We start from the raw sequence: 16,223 nt of genomic DNA on the forward strand, positions 1-16,223 counted from the left end.
GGCCTAGGGTCTTGGGCATGACGGAAACCCCAGCCGCGATCCTCGAGGAGGTCGTGCCGCGACCGCGGCGGCCCGCGTTGTCGCCGTCGCGGGCCGGTGACTTCAAGCAGTGCCCGTTGCTCTACCGCTTCCGCGCGGTGGACCGGTTGCCGGAGACGCCGTCGGTCGCGCAGGTGCGCGGGATCGTCGTGCACGCGGTGCTGGAGGAGCTGTTCGCGTTGCCCGCGGCGGAGCGGGTGCCCGCCCGGGCGCACGCGCTGCTCGGCCCGGTGTGGGAGCGGCTGAGGGAGGAGCGGCAGGAGTTCGCCGACCTGTTCCCCACCGACGACAGCCAGGACCACTGGCTGGAGACGGCGGCACGGTTGATCGACGGGTACTTCACGCTGGAGGACCCGCGCCGCCTGGACCCCGAGGCGCGTGAGCTGCTGGTGGAGACCGAGCTGGCGTCGGGGGTGCTGCTGCGCGGCTACATCGACCGGCTGGACGTCGCGCCGACGGGTGAGATCCGGGTCGTCGACTACAAGACCGGCACGGCGCCCCGCGAGATCGGCGAGGCGAAGGCGCTGTTCCAGATGAAGTTCTACGCGCTGGTGCTGTGGCGGCTGCGCGGCGTGGTGCCCAAGCAGCTGCAGCTGATGTACCTTGCCGACCGCCAGTCCCTGCGGTACACCCCGGACGAGGCGGAGCTGCAACGCTTCGAACGCACCCTCGACGCGGTGTGGCAGGCCATTCTCCGCGCCGGCAAGACGGGTGACTTCCGCCCGAACAAGAGCAGGCTGTGCGACTGGTGCTCACACCAGGCCCTGTGCCCGGAGTTCGGCGGCACCCCACCCGACTACCCGGGCTGGCCGGAACCCGACCCGGGCGAGGAAACCGTTGTGGACAGGGCGGACTGATGTTCTACGAACCACTCGGCGACGGCCGGTACCAGTCCACTGTGCACACCACGGGTCCGTGGTCGCCGCTCACCCAGCACCTCGGCCCGCCGTCGGCGCTGCTGGTGCGCGCGATGGAACAGCTGCCGTCCGCGGCGCCCATGTCGATCGCGCGGGTCACGGTGGAGATCCTGGGCCCGGTGCCGGTGGCGGAGCTGACGGTCACCGCGGCCGTGGACCGCCCCGGCCGATCGGTGGAACTGCTGAGCGCCGAGTTGTCCGCCGACGGACGGGTCGCGGTGCGTGCGCGGGCATGGCGGATCGTCCGTTCGGACACGACCGCGGTGGCCGCGGAGATCGACACGCGGCTGCCGCCGCCCGAGGACGGGCGAGTGATGACGCGGCCGGAAGGCTGGGGCGCCGGGTACCTGGACGTCATGGAGTGGCGGGCGTTGAAGGGTTCGCTCGGTGAGCCGGGGCCCGCGACGGTGTGGGCCCGGCAGGGTGTTCCTCTGGTGGGCACCGAGGAACCGACGGGCCTGCAGCGGTTGCTGACGGTGGCGGATTCGGGGAACGGGGTGTCCAACCGGTTGGATCCGCGGAAGTGGCTGTTCATCAACTCCGATCTGACGGTGCACGTGCACCGGGAGCCTGTCGGTGAGTGGATCGCGTTGGACGCGGCTACGGCCATCGGGCCGGACGGTTTTGGGACCGCGGTGTCCGTCCTGCATGACGTGCAGGGGGCGGTGGGGCGGGGGGCGCAGGCTTTGCTGGTGCGGCCTCAGTGATTTTGAGGTGCCTTCGCAACGGAGGCCGGGCCCTCGTCGGCCCGGCCTCCGGTCACGTCAGGAGCGTCAGAGGCGGCAGGAACGGATGTCCGACGCCAGAACCGCCCTCGCGCCCAGTGCGGCCAACCGGTCCATCACCACGTTGGCCTCCTTCCGGGAGACCATCGCTCGCACGGCCACCCAGTCCGGCGAGGCCAGCGGCGCCACCGTCGGCGACTCGAGCCCAGGAGTCACCGTGATGGCTTCGTCCAGCAGGGACTTCGGGCAGTCGTAGTCGAGCATCATGTACTGCTGCGCGAACACGACGCCCTGCAGCCGGCCGGTCAGCTGGTCCTTCGCCGGGGAGTCGGCGGCGTTCGTGCCGTGCACCAGGACGCCTTCGGACTCGCAGATCGGGTCGCCGAAGACGGTCAGGTTGTGCTGGCGGAGGGTGCGGCCCGAATCCACCACGTCGGCCACCGCGTCCGCCACGCCCAGTTGGACCGAGATCTCCACGGCACCGTCCAGGCGAATGACCGTCGCTGTGATGCCGCGGGCAGCCAGGTCCTGCTTCACCAGGTTCGGGTACGACGTGGCCAGGCGCTTGCCCTCCAGGTCGCCGACCTTCCAGTCCGTGCCCGCGGGGGCGGCGTACCGGAATGTGGACGCGCCGAAGCCCAGCGGGAGGCGTTCGGCCACCTGGGCGCGGGACTCCAGAGCCTGGTCGCGGCCCGTGATGCCCAGGTCCAGCTCGCCGGAGCCGACGTAGATGGGAATGTCCTTGGGCCTCAGGAAGAAGAACTCGACGTCGTTGGCGGGGTCGAGGACGGTCAGGTCGCGCTGGTCATGGCGTTTCCGGTAGCCCGCCTCGGACAGCATCTCGGCGGCGGGTGCGGCAAGCGCACCCTTGTTCGGCACGGCGACCCGGAGCATCGATGAACTCTCCTCAGCAGTGATGTTCTCTCCGGCAAGCTCCGCTCAGAGGTGCCGGTAGACGTCGTCGAGGGTGAGGCCGCGGCCCAGCATCAGCACCTGCACTCGGTAGAGGAGCTGGGACACCTCCTCGGCGAGGCGCTCGTCGGACTCGTGTTCAGCGGCGATCCACACCTCGCCCGCTTCCTCGAGTACCTTCTTGCCCTGCGCGTGCACCCCCGCGTCGAGCGCGGCGACGGTGCCGGAGCCCTCGGGACGGTTGACCGCCCGATCGCGGAGTTCGGCGAACAGCTCGTCGAACGTCTTCACGACGATGATCCTGCCATCACCCGCCAACCCACTTTCGGGTCAGCCCACCAACGCCGTGAGGTCGGCCACGGTCAGGCCCTCCAGCGAGGTGCGGAACACGCGGCGCTCGCCCTGGTCCACGTCCACTTCACACGGCACGACCAGCACCGTCGCGCCCGCTGCCACCGCCGACGACACGCCCGTCGGGGAGTCCTCGATCGCGACGCAGCCGACCGGGTCCACGGCCAGCAGGCGACACGCCTTCAGGTACGGCTCCGGCAGTGGCTTGTTGCGGCCGCCGACCTCGTCGCCGCAGACGGTGACGTCGAAGTTCTCCCGGCCGATCGTGTCGAGGGCGATCTCCACGAGGTCGCGTTCGGTGGAGGTGACCAGCGCGGTCGGGAAACCGGCGGCCCGCACCGTGGCCAGGGCCGCTGCCGCGCCGGGCCGCCACGGCAGGTCACCGCGGAACACCTCGGCCATCCGGCGGTCGATCCAGGCGGCGCTGTCGGCGACCTGCTCCGGGGTCGGGTCGGTGATCCCGACCTCGGCGTACAGCAGGCGCAGGGTCACCATGACGTTCGTGCCGACCATGGCCTGCCGGGTCGCGATGGACAGCTGACCACCGAGTTTCTCGGTCAGCTCGTACAGCGGGATGTCCCAGAGCTTCTCCGAGTCGAGGATGGTGCCGTCCAGGTCCCACAGGACCGCGGCCGGGGCGTGCGGGGACCTCGGTTCGGTCTCGGCTGGCATGTCGACCAGCCTACGATCTCCGGCCGAAGCCCTCGGGTCGTAGGCTTGCCCGGTGACCGATCCGGACCAGCAGCCGACCGCACCCGACGTCCCAGCCGACGAGCCGCTCGTCGAGCCAGTGATGATCTGTGCCTTCGAGGGGTGGAACGACGCGGGCGACGCCGCGACAGCTGCCATCGAACACCTGCAGCTGACCTGGGAGGCCAACGCGCTCTCCGAGGTCGACCCGGACGACTACTACGACTTCCAGGTCACGCGCCCCACCGTCCGCATGGTCGACGGGGTGACGCGCCGGGTCGAGTGGCCGACCACGAGGCTGTCGGTGTGCAGGCCGCCCGGTGCGACCAGAGACGTCGTCCTGATGCACGGCATCGAGCCGAACATGCGCTGGCGCAAGTTCTGCTCGGAGCTGATCGAGCAGATCGACGAACTGGGCATCAGCACCGTGATCACGCTCGGTGCGCTGCTCGCCGACACCCCGCACACCCGCCCGGTCCCGGTGACCGGCACCGCCTACGACGCGGCGTCCGCCGCCCGGTTCGGCCTCGAACGCTCCCGGTACGAAGGCCCGACGGGCATCGTCGGCGTGCTGCAGGACGCGTGCGTGCAGGCCGGGGTGCCCGCGATCTCCATCTGGGCCGCGGTGCCGCACTACGTGTCGCAGCCGCCGTCGCCCAAGGCCACACTCGCGCTGCTGCACCGCGTCGAGGAGGTCCTGGACATCGAGGTCCCGCTCGGTGACCTGCCCGACCAGGCCGAGGAGTGGCAGCGCACGGTCAGCGAGATGGCCGAGGAGGACGAGGACGTCCGCAACTACGTCCGCGCACTCGAGGAGCGCGGCGACGCGGACCTGGCGCTGAACGAGACCAGCGGCGACGCGATCGCCGCCGAGTTCGAGCGCTACCTGCGGCGGCGTCGGCCGGGTCCTGGCCGGGGCCCCTCCGGTGTGTGATGCGCGTCTGACCTGGTGCCACTGACCGACCGCGCCCGGATCACACGCGCCGGACTGCACGCGGGCGGGTTCCTGGGACCGTTCGGCGGCGGCGTCACCGCCTCGATGCTGCCGGAGCTGGGCAACGACTTCGGCGTCTCGACGTCGGTGGCCTCGGCCACCATCACGGCCTACCTGGTGCCGTTCGCCGCGTTCATGCTGTTCTCCGGCACGCTCGGCGCGCGCTGGGGCAGGCGGCGCAGCGTGCTGGGCGCGTACGTGGTGTCGTTCGCGGGCTCGGTGCTGTGCGTGGTCTCGACCACGTTCCCGCTGCTTCTGGTGGGCCGGGGCGTGCAGGGCATCGCGAACGCGTTCACCACTCCCCTGCTGCTGGCGACACTCGCCGCCACCACACCGCGCGACCGGCTGTCGCGGTCGCTCGGGCTGTTCGCGTCGCTGCAGGCGGCAGGCCAGACGAGCGGGCCGCTGGTCGGTGGGCTGGCCGCGGAGGCGACGTGGCGGCTGGCGTTCGTGGGGGTCGGGGTGGCGGCCGTGGTGCTGGCGATGATCGGCGTGCCGCGCGACGACCACGGCGGCCGTCCACCGGAGCCGGTCAGCCTGCGTTCGGCGTGGCGCCCGGAGGTGCTGCGGGCCGCGGCCGTGGCGCTCGTGGGCTGGGGCTGTCTCGGCGGGCTGACGTTCCTGGTCGCGTTCCGCACCGACGACGGCTTCGGCCTGACCGCCGGCCAGCGCGGACTGCTGCTGACGGCGTTCGGCGTGGTCGGCATGCTCACCGCCGGGCTCGTCGGCCGCGTCGTGGAACGCATCGGCGGGCGCAGAGGCGCACTGATCGGCGCGGTGGCGGGCGCGGTCCCGGTGGCGCTGATCGGCATGGTGCCGTGGGTGGGTGCCGTCGGGGTGCTGTGGGCACTGGGCGGTTTCTGCGCGCAGTTCATCCAGGTCGGTCTCAATACGCTCGTACTGACAAGCGACCACAACCCGGCGGGTGCGGTGTCGGTCGTACAGGCGTTCCGGTTCATCGGCGCGGCGGCGGCCCCGATCGCGATCACGCCGATCTACCACCACTCGGCGGTGCTGGGCTTCCTGATCCCGGCAGTGCTGCTGGTGGTGACGGCACCCGTGGCACTGATGAGCCGCGGCTACGCGAAGGTGAGCCGCTGACGTAGCACCGGTGGCTACCCGGGGCTACACTGGCGCGGTGAAGGTCATCACGCAGCGGGAGTTCCGGAACAACTCCGCCGCGATCATGGACGCGGTCGAGGCCGGCGAGACCTACCAGGTAACGCGCAACGGCGTCATGGTCGCCGAGCTACGCCCGGTTTCCCGCAGGCGCAAGCTGAGCGCCGAGGAACTGGTGGAGCGGCACAAGAAACTGCTCAGTGTCGACTACGCCGAGATGCGGCGGGAAGCCGACGAGTTCTTCGGCACCGAGGACCGCGTCGGCCAGCACGATCCATGGGAGCGTGCCCGTGGCTGATCGTCACGAGTCAGGCGTACTGAACACCTGCGTGTACATCGATCTTGAACGACTCGACGCGACCGCGCTGCCGTCGATCCCGGAAATCACCGCGATCACGATGGCTGAGCTGCACCAGGGCGTCGCGATGGCCAAGAGCGCGGCGGCCCGAGCGGCCCGAGCCGAGAAGCTGGGCGTTGCCATCGTCGACTTCGATCCCCTGCCGTTCGACGGCGACGCCGCGACTCGTTACGGCTCGCTCGTGGCCCTGACCCTGGAGGCCGACCGGGACCCCAGGCCACGCAAGCTCGATCTGATGATCGCCGCGATCGCGTCGTCGCGGGGCCTGCCGCTCTACACCCGCGACATCGACGACTTCGCAGGCCTCGACGACATGGTGACGGTCATCGCGGTCTGAGCGGTGGCCCCGATCGTGCGGCCGGGGCCACCGGCGGATGTCAGAGCAGAACGCCGAGCAGGGCGTCCACCGCGGTGCGGACCAGTGCGCCGCTGTCCGCGTCGGAACCGCCCGTCGACAGGGCCTCCGCCGCCCACGCGTCCACGGCCGCCAAGGCCGCCGGGCTGTCCAGGTCGTTCGACAGGTGTGACCGCAGCCTGCCGACCAGGTCCGCCGCGGGCGGTGCGGCGTCCAGGGCCACCGCGGCCCGCCAGCGCGCGAGGCGTTCCTGTGCGGTCGACAGCACCTCGCCGGTCCACGGGCGGTCGTCGCGGTAGTGGCCGGACAGCAGGCCGAGGCGGACGGCCATCGGGTCGATCTTGTCCGCGCGCAGGCGGGACACGAACACGAGGTTCCCCCGCGACTTGGACATCTTCTCGCCGTCCAGGCCGATCATCCCGGCGTGCGTGTAGTGCCTGGCGAACGGCTGCTCGCCGGTCAGCGCCTCGGCGTGCGCTGCGCTGAACTCGTGGTGCGGGAAGATCAGGTCCGACCCGCCGCCCTGCAGGTCGAAGCGCATCCCGAGCCGGTTCAGCGCGATGACGCTGCACTCGACGTGCCAGCCGGGACGGCCAGGACCCAGCTCGCTCTCCCAGCTCGGCTCGTCGGGCCGCGCCGCGCGCCACAGCAGCGCGTCGAGCGGGTGCCGCTTCCCCGCGCGGTCCGGGTCGCCGCCGCGCTCGGCGAAGTAGGTGGCCATCTCGTCGGGCGAGTAGTGCGACACCGTGCCGAACCGGCCGGACGCCAGGTGCGAGAAGTAGATGTCCGGGAACTCGGGGTCGTCGACGCGGTAGGCGATGCCGTCGGTCAGCAGCTTCGCGACCGCCTCCACGATCTCCGGGATCGACTCGACGGCACCGAGGTAGTCCCTCGGCGGCAACACGCGCAGCGCCGTCATGTCCTCGCGGAACAGCGCCGTCTCGCGCATGGCCAGCACGACCCAGTCGTCCTGGTCCCGTTCGGCGCGTTCCAGCAGCGGGTCGTCCACGTCGGTGACGTTCTGCACGTAGTGCACGTCGTGTCCGTTGTCGAGCCACTGCCGGTGCACCAGGTCGAACGCGAGGTAGGTCGCCGCGTGCCCGAGGTGGGTCGCGTCGTACGGGGTGATGCCGCACACGTACATGGTCGCGACCGGGCCGGGGGCCGTCGGGCGGATCTCGCGCGCCGCGGTGTCGTAAAGCCGCAGCGGACGGGGGGTACCGGGTACCCGGGGCACCGGGGTGGATGGCCAGCTCTGCATGCTTCCGACCCTAAACGTCCGACTGGATGGGGTCCGTACGACGGGATCATGTGACGCCCGTTACACCGCGTCATCGGAGCGCGACCTACCAAGTACGCGAGCCGAGCGAACGAGAAGAAGGTGGCGGCCATGACAGCGGCTGCAGACGGGACGACAGGACGGTATCTGGTCCTGCTCGAGGACGACTGGACCGACGCGACCAGCGAGCTGAACCGGGTGGCGGGCATCCGCACCGCGGACACCGCGGACGGTGAGGCGGCGGCGCTGTGGGAAGCGGACGGTCTGCTGATGAACGAACTGGGGGTCGCGCTGGTCAGCGCCGACGGCGACCAGGTCGCCGCACTCGCGCGGGCCGCCGACGAGCCGGGCCCGATCGCGCTGATCGAACCGGAGCGCTACGTGGAGGCGATCGAGCCGTCCACGCCGGTGGCGGACACCGACACCCAGACGGTCGACGAGTCGGTGTTCACCTGGGGTCTGCAGGCCACGGGCGCGCAGAACAGCCTGGCGACCGGCGAGGGCATCAAGGTGGCCGTGCTGGACACCGGCTTCGACCTCCAGCACCCGGACTTCGGGGGCCGGACCGTGGTGTCCCAGTCCTTCGTCCAGGGCGAGGAGGCGCAGGACGGCCACGGTCACGGCACGCACTGCGTCGGCACGTCCTGCGGCCCCCGCGAGGTCGACGACGGCCCCGGCTACGGGGTGGCCCACAAGGCGGACATCTACGTGGGCAAGGTACTGAGCAACCGGGGCTCCGGCGCGGACGGCGGCATCCTGTCCGGCATCGACTGGGCGATCACGAACGGCTGCTCGGTCGTGTCGATGTCGCTCGGCGCGCCGACCCAGCCGGGGCAGGCGTACTCCCGCACGTTCGAGCGGGTCGCGACCAGGGCGCTGGAGAAGGGCACGCTGATCATCGCGGCCGCGGGCAACGAGAGCGACCGGCGGTCGGACCGGATCAACCCGGTCGGGCACCCCGCGAACTGCCCGTCGATCATGGCGATCAGCGCGGTCGACGTGGCCGGGAAGATGGCGTACTTCTCGTGCGGGACGGTGGACGCGATCGGTGCCATCGACCTGACCGGCCCCGGCGTCGACGTGCACTCCAGCTGGCCGATGCCATTGCGGTACAAGAGGATCTCCGGCACCAGCATGGCGACCCCGCACTCGGCCGGCGTCGCGGCGCTCATCGCGCAGGCCACCGGCGCACGGGGACTGGAGCTGTGGGCCCGGTTGTCGCAGTACGCGCGGCGGCTGCCTTTGCCTGCCACCGACGTTGGTGCAGGATTGATGCAAGCGCCCTGAGAAAGTCGAGGAGGCCTGGTGGCGGACGAGCAGGTGGTCATCTCGGTGGCCGACGACCAGGTCGACGACATGTCCACCGTGGTGGACGCGCTGCGGGCCGCCGGCCTGCGGGTGAGCGAGGTGCTCGGCAGTGCCGGAGTCGTGACCGGCACGGTCGACGGGGCGGCGCTGGCCTCCCTGTCGACCGTGCCCGGTGTCGTCGACGTGGAACGGTCCCGGGTGTACCAGGCGCCGCCGCCCGACTCACCCGTGCAGTAGGCGCGCGACCTCGGCCATCTGCTCCGGACGCAGTGGGCCGTGTGCGAGCGCGCCCGCGTTGTCCTTCGCCTGGGTAACGTTGCGGAAACCCGGGATCGGGATGGTCCGCCCGCTGCGGGCCCACAGCCACGCCAGCGCGCCCTGTGCGAGGGTGCGGCCGTCGCTGGTGAGGATGTCGCGCAGGCCGTCCACCACCGCCGCCCACTCGGCGGTCGGCACACCGTCGCTGAAGAACCGCAGCCACTCCGGCGCGGCCGAGCGGATGTCCGCGCCGGTCGCGGGCCTGCTGCCGTCCCGTCGGCCGAGCAGGCCCATGGCGAGCGGGGTGCGGTTGACGCTCGCGAGACCGTGCCGCTCGCACAGGTCGAGGATCTCCGGCGCGTCGTGCAGCACGGACAGCTCGTGCTGCACGGCGACGTGACCCGGCCTGCCCGCCCAGGCCGCCGCCCGCTCCGGGTCGTCGGTGCTCCACGCGAAGCCGAGGATGAGCCCCTCCTTGACCAGGTCCTCGGCCGCGTCGGCGAGCGGCGCGGCCTCCTCGACGGTGGGTCCGGTGTGGAGCTGGTAGAGGTCGAGGTGGTCGGTGCCGAGCCGGGTGAGCGTGGCCCGGATGGCCCTGTTCATGTACTCGACGGTCTGGTCGGTGCCGGTGAGCACCTTCGTGTCCTCGTCGAACACGTTGCCCCACTTGCTCGCGATCACCACCTCGTCGCGCCGCTTGCCGAGTGCCCGCCCGAGCACCCGCTCGCTGCGGCCCGCGCCGTAGACGTCGGCCGTGTCGAAGAAGGTGACCCCGAGGTCGAGCGCGGCGTGGATGGCGGCGACCGACTCGTCGTCGTCGACCTCGCCCCAGCCGAGTGGTTTGCCCTCCGTGTCGGAGAAGGGGCCGCCGATGGCCCAGCACCCGAAGCCGAGTGCGCTGACCTCGCGGTCCCCCAGTGGTCGTGTCGTCATGTCTGACCATCGTGGTACGTGGAGCGCGCTCCAGGTCCAGAGTAAATTTCTACTGAGCGGAGCTTGCGGAGCGAACAATGTGACTGAGCGGAGCTTGCGGAGCGAACAATGTGACTGAGCGGAGCTTGCGGAGCGAACATCGGAACTGAGCGGAGCTTGCGGAGCGAACATCGGAACTGAGCGGAGCTTGCGGAGCGAACATCGGAACTGAGCGGAGCTTGCGGAGCGAACATGGGAGGCCGCGTGCGCAAAGAGGTGAGCCCCAAGCGGGTCCGGGTGTATGCGGGTGGCCGGCTGGTCGCCGACAGCAAGGCGCCGGTGCTGGTGTGGGAGATCCCGCACTACCCGACCTACTACCTGCCCGCGGCGGACGTCCTCGCCGAGGTCACGCCAGACGGCGACGTGGTGGTCGGTGACGTGACGTTGCCGGGGGCGGCCACGCGCGTCGACGACCTGGTGCGGCTGGAGTTCTCGGCCATGGACGAGTGGCTGGAGGAGGACGAGCCGATCTACGTGCACCCGCGCGACCCGTACAAGCGGGTGGACATCCTCGCCAGCTCGCGGCACGTGGAGGTGCGGATCGACGGGGAGACCGTCGCGTCGTCGCGGCAGCCGAGGATCCTCTTCGAGACCTCGCTGCCGCCTCGGTACTACCTGCCGCTGTCGGACGTGCGGATGGAACTGCTGCGGCCTTCGGCGACCTCGACGTCCTGTCCGTACAAGGGGACGGCGTCGTACTGGAGCGTCGGCGACCACGAGGACATCGTGTGGATCTACCGCAGCCCGTTGCCGGAGAGCCAGAAGATCACGGGCATGGCGTGCTTCTACAACGAGAAGGTGGACCTGTACGTCGACGGCGAGCAGCAGGAGCGGCCGCGGTCACCGTTCAGCGATGCGTGAGCCTGCCCGGCGGTCGCGCGTCAGTAACCCAGGGCCTCGTCGATGACGCGGTAGATGCGTTTCTCCGAGACGGGGTACGCGGTCTTGAGGGTCTGCGCGAAGTAGCTGATGCGCAGTTCCTCGATCATCCAGCGGACCTCGCGCAGCCTCGGGTCGTCGGCGCCCAGCTGGCCCACGGCCTCCTCGTACGCCTCCCACACGCCCTGCACGGCGTACGCCCAGTCGGCGTCGCGGGCCGGGCGTTCCGGGAGCTTGTCGAGCCTGCGGAGGATGCCGCCCAGGTAGCGCTCCACATCGGACAGGTGGCGGTAGCCGGTGGCCGTCACGAAACCGTCGAACACCAGCGCGTTCCGCTGGGCGTGCATGTCGGCCATCGACTCGGCGAACACCTTGCCCGTCATCGGCGACATCGCCGCGTCCAGGGTCGCGTTCACCGTCAGCGCGCCGCGGGTCCTGGCCAGCACGTCGTACAGGACGTCGTGCAGGTCCGCTCGCACCTTGTCGCACAGCGCCGTGAAGGCGTCCGCCGTCCACACCGGACCGCCCGCGGCGGTGACGAGGTGGTCGGCCGCGCAGTTGAGGCAGTCTTCCAGCAGAGCAGGCACGCTGCCGTGCGGGTTGGCCGACAGGGCCAGCTTCGCGGCGTTGTCCAGGCGGCGCACCACCTGCTTCACCGGCGACGGCACCGTCAACAGCACCAGCCGCCGCGTGCCGCGCCACATCGCCGACGCCTGTTCGCGCTCGTTGTCATACAGGCGTATCGCCACCGACGTGCCCTCGTCGACCAGCGCGGGGTAGGCCGTGACCTGCTGGCCCGCGCGGCGCAGCGACACCGACTTCGGCAGTTCATCGAAGTCCCACGAAGTGATGCCGGTTCTTGTGATGCCCTCGGCGCCGGTCGAGAGCGACTCGCGCACCCGGTCGGCCAGCTCCCGCTTCAGCGCGCCGAGGTCCTTGCCCTCGACGATCGGCTTGCCGTCGGACTCCTCAACGACCTGGAACGTGGTCTTCAGGTGCTGCGGCACCTGGTCGAGCTGCCACGCGTCCGGCGGCACGACCACGCCGGTCAGCTCACGCAGGATCGCGCCGACGTCGTCGACCGTGGGTTCCGGGCCCAGCCGGGCCAGCACCGCGGCCACGTAGTCCGGCACCGGGACGAAGTTGCGGCGCACCGGCTTGGGCAGCGACCGGATCAGCGCCGTCACCAGCTCGGTGCGCATGCCGGGCACCTGCCACGGCAGACCGTCCGCGCTCACCCGGTTCAGCAGCGGCAGCGGCACCCGCACGGTCACCCCGTCGGTCGCCTCGCCCGGCTCGAACCGGTACGACAGGGGGAGCTGGATGTCGCCTGACCGCACGGCATCCGGGAAGTCCGCCGCGGTGACGCCGACGTCCGGGTTCACCAGCAGGTCGCGGGTGAACGTCAGCAGCTCGGGCTGGGACTCCCTGGTCTTCTTCCACCACGTGTCGAAGTGCCGCCCGGACACCACGTCCTGGCCGACCCGTTCGTCGTAGAAGGCGAACAGCGTCTCCTCGTCGACGACGATGTCGCGCCGCCGCGCCTTGTGCTCCAGCTCCTCGGCCTCGGCGAGCAGCTCGGCGTTGCGCTTGAGGAACTTGTGCCTGCTCTCCCACTCCCCCTGGACCAGGGCGTGGCGGATGAACAGCTCCCGCGCCACCGGCGGGTCGATGCGGCCGTAGTTCACCGTCCGGTCCACCACGATCGGCACGCCGAGCAGCGTGACCCGTTCGGTCGCCACGACCGCGCCGCGCTTCTTCTCCCAGCGCGGTTCGCTGTAGTTGCGGCGCACGAGGTGCCCAGCGAGCGGTTCGATCCACTCGGGTTCGATCTTCGCGACGATCCGGCCCCACAGCCGGGTCGTCTCCACCAGCTCGGCGGCCATGATCCAGCGCGGCTGCTTCTTGAACAGGGCGGAACCGGGGAAGATGCCGAACCGCGCGTTGCGGGCACCGAGGTAGTCGTGCTTGGACTCCTTGACGTCCTTCAGGCCGATGTGTGACAGCAGGCCCGCGAGCAGCGACATGTGCACCTGTTTGGCCGGCGCTGGTGACTCGTTCGGCACCACGTCCAGGCTCCTGGTCATCTGCTTCAGCTGACCGGCCACGTCCTGCCACTCCCGCACCCGCAGGTAGTTCAGGTACTCGGCGCGGCACAGCTTGCGGAACCGGTTGGCCGACAGGTCGCGCTTCTGCTCGGTCAGGTACTCCCAGAGCTTGAGGTAGGACATGAAGTCCGACTCCGGGTCCCGGAACCGGGCGTGCTGCTGGTCGGCCTGGGTCTGCTTGTCGACGGGCCGTTCCCGGGGGTCCTGGATGGACAGCGCGGCGGCGATGACCGTGACCTCGGTGACGCAGCCGTTCTTGTCCGCTTCCAGGACCATGCGCGCGAGGCGCGGGTCAACGGGGAGGCGGGAGAGCTTGTGCCCCAACGGGGTCAGCCGCGGTGTCGTGTCCTTCGTGGACGTCTCGAGCGCGCCCAGCTCGTGCAGCAGGTTCATGCCGTCGGTGATGTTGCGGCGGTCCGGCGGCTCGACGAACGGGAACTCGGCGATGTCGCCCAGGTCGGCGGCGGCCATCTGGAGGATGACCGACGCGAGGTTGGTCCGCAGGATCTCCGGGTCGGTGAACTCGGGCCGCGCGTCGAAGTCGTCCTCGGGGTACAGCCGGATGCAGATGCCGTCCGAGGTGCGGCCGCAGCGGCCCTTGCGCTGGTTCGCCGACGCCTGGGAGATCGGCTCGATCGGCAGCCGCTGGACCTTCAACCGGTTGCTGTACCGGGAGATCCGCGCGAAGCCGGGGTCGATGACGTACTTGATGCCGGGCACCGTCAGCGACGTCTCCGCCACGTTCGTGGCCAGGACGACGCGGCGCCCACGATGTCGCTGGAAGACCCGGCGTTGCTCGCCGGAGGACAGCCGGGCATACAGCGGCAGGATCTCCAGGCCCGGTTTCTCCATCGCCACCAGCGCGTCCGTGGTGTCGCGGATCTCCCGTTCGCCGGAGAGGAACACGAGGATGTCGCCGGGGCCCTCGGTGGACAGCTCGTCGACCGCGTCGAGGATCGCCTGCGTCTGGTCACGGTCCGGATCGGCGTCGGGATCGTCGGGGTCCACGATCGGGCGGTAGCGCACCTCGACCGGGTAGGTCCGGCCGGAGACCTCGACGATCGGGGCGTCGTCACTGTGTTGTCCTCCGGGGGACGATCCCCCCAACCCCCGAAAATGCCGCGAGAACCGCTCCGCATCTATCGTGGCGGAGGTGATGATCACCTTGAGGTCGGGGCGGCGCGGCAGGAGGCGCTTGAGGTAGCCGAGGATGAAGTCGATGTTGAGGCTGCGCTCGTGCGCCTCGTCGATGATCAGCGTGTCGTACTGGCGCAGCATCCGGTCGGACTGCAGCTCGGCGAGCAGGATGCCGTCGGTCATCAGCTTGACGTAGGTCTTGTCGCTGACCTGGTCGGTGAACCGGATCTTCCAGCCGACGGCGTCACCGAGCTTGACGTCCAGCTCCTCGGAGATCCGTTCCGCCACGGTGCGGGCGGCGATCCGGCGCGGCTGGGTGTGCCCGATCAGGCCGCGGACCCCTCGGCCCAGCTCCAGGCAGATCTTCGGCAGCTGGGTCGTCTTGCCGGAGCCGGTCTCCCCGGCCACGATCACGACCTGGTGTTCCTCGATGGCCTTGCGGATGTCGTCGCGCCGCTGGCTGATCGGCAGCTCGCCGGGATAGGAGACCTTCGGGATCGACGCGGCGCGGGCGGCCACGCGGCCCTCGGCCTTGTCGATCTCGTCGGCGATCTCCGCGGCCCGCGCGTCCCGGACGTCGGCGTTCTTGATCTTCCCCAGACCGTCGATGCGGCGGCGCAGCCTGCGCTCGTCCCGGAGCATCAGCTCGGACAGGCGCGCGCGGAGGTCATGGGTGCGGGTGGGCGTACTCATCTCGTCTCCGAGCCTAACCGCGTGGACCAGCGGGTTATTTCCCCGGGCGCCGGGAATAGACGCGCAGCGTGGCCGGTTGGTGGCGACATGACCAAGAAGTTGAGCCCTCAAGAACTTGAGCTGCTGAACGAGCCCCAGATCGCGACCGTCGCGACCGTGATGGCCGACGGTTCGCCCCAGCTGACCCCGGTGTGGATCGACACCGACGGCGAGGCGATCCTGTTCAACACCGCGAAGGGGCGCGTGAAGCACCGCAACCTGGTGCGCAACCCGAAGGTCGCCGTGACGGTGGTCGACAAGGACGACTTCTACCGCCTCGTCAACGTGCGCGGCACTGCCGAGATCGTCGAAGAGGGCGCCGACGACCACATCGACAAGCTCGCGAAGAAGTACCTCGGCGCCGACAGCTACCCGTGGCGCAAGGCCGACGAGCAGCGGGTCATCGTCCGCGTCATCCCGGACTGAGCGGACCCGGCCTCAGGCCAGGCCGAACCTGGCCAGGTCGCCGGCGCCCTCGCGGATGACCTCGGCCTCGTCCTCCGAGAAGTCGAGCACCGTGGTCGGCTCGGTGCCGCAGTCGCCGGAGTCGATCACGGCGTCGACCACGTGGTCGAGCGCCTCCTTGATCTCCCAGCCCTGCGTCATCGGCTCCTCCTCACCCGGCATGAGCAGGGTGCTCGACAGCAACGGCTCCCCCAGCTCGGCGAGGATGGCCCGCGTGGCCACGTGGTCGGGGATCCGCACGCCGACGGTCTTCTTCTTGGCGTGCATCAGCCTGCGCGGCACCTCCTTCGTGGCGGGCAGGATGAACGTGTACGGCCCCGGCGTGGACGCCTTGACCGCGCGGAACACCGTGTTGCTGAGGTAGACGAACTGGCCCAGCTGCGCGAAGTCGTGGCACACGAGCGTGAAGTGGTGGCGGTCGTCGAGCTGCCGGATCGTCTTGATCCGCTCCAGCCCCTCCTTGTTGCCGAGCTGGCAGCCCAGCGCGAAGCACGAGTCGGTCGGGTACGCGATCAGCCCACCGGACCGCACCAGGTCGACGATCTGGCCGATCGAGCGCCGCTGCGGGTTGTCGGGATGCACGTCGAAGTACTTCGCCACCCGGCGAGCTTAGGGTGATCGTCGT

General features: G+C 70.3%; 17 protein-coding genes. 10 read left to right on the forward strand and 7 right to left on the reverse strand.

Annotated features, from left to right (window positions below; all coding sequences use genetic code 11):
- Positions 1–17: 17 nt before the first annotated feature.
- A complete protein-coding gene (locus FHR82_RS09490; RefSeq protein ID WP_184809899.1) occupies positions 18–896 on the forward strand; it encodes a RecB family exonuclease in 879 nt (292 codons plus the stop codon).
- The gene (locus FHR82_RS09495) at positions 896–1,663 is read left to right on the forward strand and encodes a thioesterase family protein (RefSeq protein WP_184809900.1); all 768 of its coding nucleotides are present in this window, start codon (positions 896–898) and stop codon (positions 1,661–1,663) included. Before FHR82_RS09490 ends, FHR82_RS09495 begins: the two co-directional genes overlap by 1 nt.
- A gap of 66 nt (positions 1,664–1,729) precedes the next feature.
- Here the strand turns inward: FHR82_RS09495 and hisG are convergent, their stop codons facing one another.
- Genes hisG through FHR82_RS09510 form a run of 3 tightly spaced genes read right to left on the reverse strand, consistent with a single transcriptional unit; the run spans position 1,730 to position 3,616 of the window.
- The gene (gene hisG, locus FHR82_RS09500) at positions 1,730–2,575 is read right to left on the reverse strand and encodes an ATP phosphoribosyltransferase (protein ID WP_184809901.1); all 846 of its coding nucleotides are present in this window, start codon (positions 2,573–2,575) and stop codon (positions 1,730–1,732) included.
- A gap of 45 nt (positions 2,576–2,620) precedes the next feature.
- Positions 2,621–2,884: a phosphoribosyl-ATP diphosphatase gene (locus FHR82_RS09505; RefSeq protein ID WP_184809902.1), complete on the reverse strand. Its 264-nt coding sequence runs from the start codon at positions 2,882–2,884 to the stop codon at positions 2,621–2,623.
- A 39-nt stretch (positions 2,885–2,923) separates the two neighbouring features.
- Positions 2,924–3,616: an HAD family hydrolase gene (locus FHR82_RS09510; protein ID WP_184809903.1), complete on the reverse strand. Its 693-nt coding sequence runs from the start codon at positions 3,614–3,616 to the stop codon at positions 2,924–2,926.
- Positions 3,617–3,668: 52 nt separating this feature from the next.
- Between FHR82_RS09510 and FHR82_RS09515 the strand changes: the two genes are divergently transcribed.
- The 4 genes from FHR82_RS09515 to FHR82_RS09530 are packed head-to-tail and all read left to right on the forward strand — an operon-like array spanning position 3,669 to position 6,442.
- Positions 3,669–4,568, forward strand: coding sequence for a PAC2 family protein (locus FHR82_RS09515; RefSeq protein ID WP_376706394.1), 900 nt, complete (start codon positions 3,669–3,671; stop codon positions 4,566–4,568).
- 15 nt (positions 4,569–4,583) lie between these two features.
- Positions 4,584–5,729: an MFS transporter gene (locus FHR82_RS09520; protein WP_184809904.1), complete on the forward strand. Its 1,146-nt coding sequence runs from the start codon at positions 4,584–4,586 to the stop codon at positions 5,727–5,729.
- 37 nt (positions 5,730–5,766) lie between these two features.
- Positions 5,767–6,045 carry a type II toxin-antitoxin system Phd/YefM family antitoxin gene (locus FHR82_RS09525; protein ID WP_184809905.1) on the forward strand — a complete coding sequence of 93 codons (279 nt, stop codon included), beginning with the start codon at positions 5,767–5,769 and terminating at the stop codon, positions 6,043–6,045.
- Between the two features lie 31 nt (positions 6,046–6,076).
- Positions 6,077–6,442, forward strand: coding sequence for a PIN domain-containing protein (locus tag FHR82_RS09530; protein ID WP_311770983.1), 366 nt, complete (start codon positions 6,077–6,079; stop codon positions 6,440–6,442).
- Positions 6,443–6,482: 40 nt separating this feature from the next.
- Here FHR82_RS09530 and mshC read toward each other — a convergent pair whose 3' ends face one another.
- On the reverse strand, positions 6,483–7,721 hold the full coding sequence (gene mshC, locus FHR82_RS09535; protein ID WP_184809907.1) for a cysteine--1-D-myo-inosityl 2-amino-2-deoxy-alpha-D-glucopyranoside ligase: 1,239 nt from the start codon (positions 7,719–7,721) through the stop codon (positions 6,483–6,485).
- A gap of 129 nt (positions 7,722–7,850) precedes the next feature.
- Here mshC and FHR82_RS09540 point away from each other — a divergent pair, with 129 nt between their 5' ends.
- Both FHR82_RS09540 and FHR82_RS09545 read left to right on the forward strand, forming a co-directional pair.
- Complete coding sequence (locus tag FHR82_RS09540; protein ID WP_184809908.1) at positions 7,851–9,026, forward strand: S8 family peptidase; 1,176 nt, start codon at positions 7,851–7,853, stop codon at positions 9,024–9,026.
- A gap of 18 nt (positions 9,027–9,044) precedes the next feature.
- On the forward strand, positions 9,045–9,284 hold the full coding sequence (locus FHR82_RS09545) for a hypothetical protein (protein WP_311770984.1): 240 nt from the start codon (positions 9,045–9,047) through the stop codon (positions 9,282–9,284).
- On the opposite strand, the gene FHR82_RS09550 is transcribed toward FHR82_RS09545, so the two are convergent.
- Complete coding sequence (locus FHR82_RS09550) at positions 9,270–10,238, reverse strand: aldo/keto reductase (RefSeq protein ID WP_184809909.1); 969 nt, start codon at positions 10,236–10,238, stop codon at positions 9,270–9,272. The genes FHR82_RS09545 and FHR82_RS09550 overlap by 15 nt on opposite strands.
- A 231-nt stretch (positions 10,239–10,469) precedes the next feature.
- On the opposite strand from FHR82_RS09550, the gene FHR82_RS09555 reads away from it, so the two are divergent.
- Positions 10,470–11,138: a DUF427 domain-containing protein gene (locus tag FHR82_RS09555; protein WP_184809910.1), complete on the forward strand. Its 669-nt coding sequence runs from the start codon at positions 10,470–10,472 to the stop codon at positions 11,136–11,138.
- Between the two features lie 20 nt (positions 11,139–11,158).
- On the opposite strand, the gene hrpA is transcribed toward FHR82_RS09555, so the two are convergent.
- Positions 11,159–15,094, reverse strand: a complete 3,936-nt coding sequence (gene hrpA, locus FHR82_RS09560; protein WP_184809911.1) for an ATP-dependent RNA helicase HrpA — start codon at positions 15,092–15,094, stop codon at positions 11,159–11,161.
- Between the two features lie 87 nt (positions 15,095–15,181).
- Between hrpA and FHR82_RS09565 the strand changes: the two genes are divergently transcribed.
- Positions 15,182–15,559, forward strand: a complete 378-nt coding sequence (locus FHR82_RS09565; protein WP_184809912.1) for a PPOX class F420-dependent oxidoreductase — start codon at positions 15,182–15,184, stop codon at positions 15,557–15,559.
- A gap of 12 nt (positions 15,560–15,571) precedes the next feature.
- Here the strand turns inward: FHR82_RS09565 and FHR82_RS09570 are convergent, their stop codons facing one another.
- Positions 15,572–16,198 carry an L-threonylcarbamoyladenylate synthase gene (locus FHR82_RS09570; RefSeq protein WP_184809913.1) on the reverse strand — a complete coding sequence of 209 codons (627 nt, stop codon included), beginning with the start codon at positions 16,196–16,198 and terminating at the stop codon, positions 15,572–15,574.
- Between the last annotated feature and the right edge of the window lie 25 nt (positions 16,199–16,223).

The organism is Actinophytocola algeriensis, assembly GCF_014203735.1.
Lineage (GTDB): Bacteria > Actinomycetota > Actinomycetes > Mycobacteriales > Pseudonocardiaceae > Actinophytocola > Actinophytocola algeriensis.